Origin of the sequence: Corynebacterium amycolatum SK46 (assembly GCF_000173655.1) — a bacterium.
GTDB lineage: Bacteria > Actinomycetota > Actinomycetes > Mycobacteriales > Mycobacteriaceae > Corynebacterium > Corynebacterium amycolatum_A.
The window spans coordinates 1-2,702 of sequence record NZ_ABZU01000039.1 but is presented as its reverse complement, the minus strand read 5'-3'; the positions used below and the strand labels follow the sequence as shown (position 1 = coordinate 2,702).

Annotated in this window: 2 protein-coding genes; both read left to right on the top strand. The window is 39.1% G+C overall.

What is annotated here, in order from left to right; genetic code table 11:
* The first annotated feature begins 363 nt into the window (after positions 1-363).
* Positions 364-2,283 (top strand): tetracycline resistance ribosomal protection protein Tet(O), encoded by a 1,920-nt coding sequence (tet(O), locus tag CORAM0001_RS10795; protein ID WP_000691759.1) that lies wholly within the window; start codon positions 364-366, stop codon positions 2,281-2,283.
* Between the two features lie 51 nt (positions 2,284-2,334).
* Positions 2,335-2,508 carry a cysteine-rich KTR domain-containing protein gene (locus CORAM0001_RS11135; RefSeq protein ID WP_011528024.1) on the top strand — a complete coding sequence of 58 codons (174 nt, stop codon included), beginning with the start codon at positions 2,335-2,337 and terminating at the stop codon, positions 2,506-2,508.
* Positions 2,509-2,702: the final 194 nt, after the last annotated feature.

The window sequence follows — 2,702 nt, the reverse complement described above, 5'->3', positions numbered from 1 at the left end:
CCTGATTAGTGGCAGGGGGAAATCCTGCCGCTTTTTCTGCTTTAGTTTGTCAGCTTGACAAATAAAGGGTTAAGGAATATAATTAGATTCAGTATTATACAAGGAGTTAATAAATATGCGGCAAGGTATTCTTAAATAAACTGTCAATTTGATAGTGGGAACAAAAAGTAGCAGTCCCGTTTCACTTTTAATATGGGGCTTAGTTTTTTGTACCCAGTTTAAGAATACTTTTATCATGTAATTTTATATGCCCGAAAACATATAAGTGTTTTGGGGCTATTGGAGTTATTTACCCAGTGATAGGAGTATTTATCACTGGGTATTTTTATGCCCTTTTTTGGGTGTTGATAGGAGGAAAATCACATGAAAATAATTAACTTAGGCATTCTGGCTCACGTTGACGCAGGAAAGACAACATTAACGGAGAGTTTATTGTATACCAGTGGTGCAATTGCAGAACCAGGGAGCGTAGATAAAGGCACAACAAGGACAGATACAATGAATTTGGAGCGTCAAAGGGGAATCACTATCCAGACAGCAGTGACATCTTTTCAGTGGGAGGATGTAAAAGTCAACATTATAGATACGCCAGGCCATATGGATTTTTTGGCGGAAGTATACCGTTCTTTATCCGTATTAGACGGAGCAGTATTATTAGTTTCTGCAAAGGATGGCATACAGGCACAGACCCGTATACTGTTTCATGCACTACAGACAATGAAGATTCCGACAATTTTTTTCATCAATAAAATTGACCAAGAGGGGATTGATTTGCCAATGGTATATCAAGAAATGAAAGCAAAGCTTTCTTCGGAAATTATAGTGAAGCAAAAGGTTGGGCAGCATCCCCATATAAATGTAACGGACAATGACGATATGGAACAGTGGGATGCGGTAATTATGGGAAACGATGAACTATTAGAGAAATATATGTCAGGGAAACCGTTTAAAATGTCAGAACTGGAACAGGAAGAAAACAGGAGATTCCAAAACGGAACGTTATTTCCCGTTTATCACGGAAGTGCTAAAAACAATCTGGGGATTCGGCAGCTTATAGAAGTGATTGCCAGTAAGTTTTATTCATCAACGCCTGAAGGTCAATCTGAACTATGCGGGCAGGTTTTTAAGATTGAATATTCAGAGAAAAGGCGGCGTTTTGTTTATGTGCGTATATATAGCGGAACATTGCATTTGAGGGATGTTATTAAAATATCTGAAAAAGAGAAAATAAAAATCACAGAGATGTGTGTTCCGACAAACGGTGAATTATATTCATCCGATACAGCCTGCTCTGGTGATATTGTAATTTTACCAAATGATGTTTTGCAGCTAAACAGTATTTTGGGGAACGAAATGCTGTTGCCGCAGAGAAAATTTATTGAAAATCCTCTCCCTATGCTCCAAACAACGATTGCAGTAAAGAAATCTGAACAGCGGGAAATATTGCTTGGGGCACTTACAGAAATTTCAGATGGCGACCCTCTTTTAAAATATTATGTGGATACTACAACGCATGAGATTATACTTTCTTTTTTGGGGAATGTGCAGATGGAAGTCATTTGTGCCATCCTTGAGGAAAAATACCATGTGGAGGCAGAAATAAAAGAGCCTACTGTTATATATATGGAAAGACCGCTTAGAAAAGCAGAATATACCATCCACATAGAAGTCCCGCCAAATCCTTTCTGGGCTTCTGTCGGGTTGTCCATAGAGCCGCTCCCTATTGGAAGCGGAGTGCAGTATGAAAGCAGAGTTTCACTTGGATATTTAAACCAATCGTTCCAAAATGCGGTTATGGAGGGGGTTCTTTATGGCTGCGAGCAGGGGCTGTATGGATGGAAAGTGACAGACTGTAAAATCTGTTTTGAATATGGATTGTATTATAGTCCTGTAAGTACCCCCGCAGACTTTCGGCTGCTTTCCCCTATCGTATTGGAGCAGGCTTTAAAAAAAGCAGGGACAGAACTATTAGAGCCATATCTCCACTTTGAAATTTATGCACCGCAGGAATATCTCTCACGGGCGTATCATGATGCCCCAAGGTATTGTGCAGATATTGTAAGTACTCAGGTAAAGAATGACGAGGTCATTCTGAAAGGAGAAATCCCTGCCAGATGTATTCAAGAATACAGGAACGATTTAACTTATTTCACAAATGGGCAGGGAGTCTGCTTGACAGAGTTAAAAGGATACCAGCCAGCTATTGGTAAATTTATTTGCCAACCCCGCCGCCCGAATAGCCGTATAGATAAGGTTCGGCATATGTTCCACAAGTTAGCTTAACAGCTTGCAAAAGTCATATAAAATGAGATTTGAAAGGATTAGAGACTAATTATGATGAAATGCGAATGGATATTGTGTCCTGTTTGTGGGAGCAAAACCCGTAATAAAATTAGGAAGGACACTGTTTTGGAGAATTATCCCCTTTATTGTCCAAAATGCAGACAAGAAAGCTTGATTAAAGTTGACAACTTGAAGATAACTGTCATCAAAGAGCCAGACGCTTAAGACGCAGAGCCGATGAAATTGTGGAACAATTCACGAATCATCGGCTCTTTTTGTTTCGTATTTGAAAGAACAAACTCACCAAATAAAAAAAACGATATTCGGGTGGGTTATTTTGTTATACCCTAAATTACCCTCTGAATTTGTTTTTAAATTTGGAGGGATTTTTTTATGTTCTTTTTTCGGGCGGTTATTGG

Bases quoted from the DNA above. Each gene is read 5' to 3' on its own strand.
- CORAM0001_RS11135 (WP_011528024.1), top strand. From the start codon at position 2,335: ATGATGAAATGCGAATGGATATTGTGTCCTGTTTGTGGGAGCAAAACC.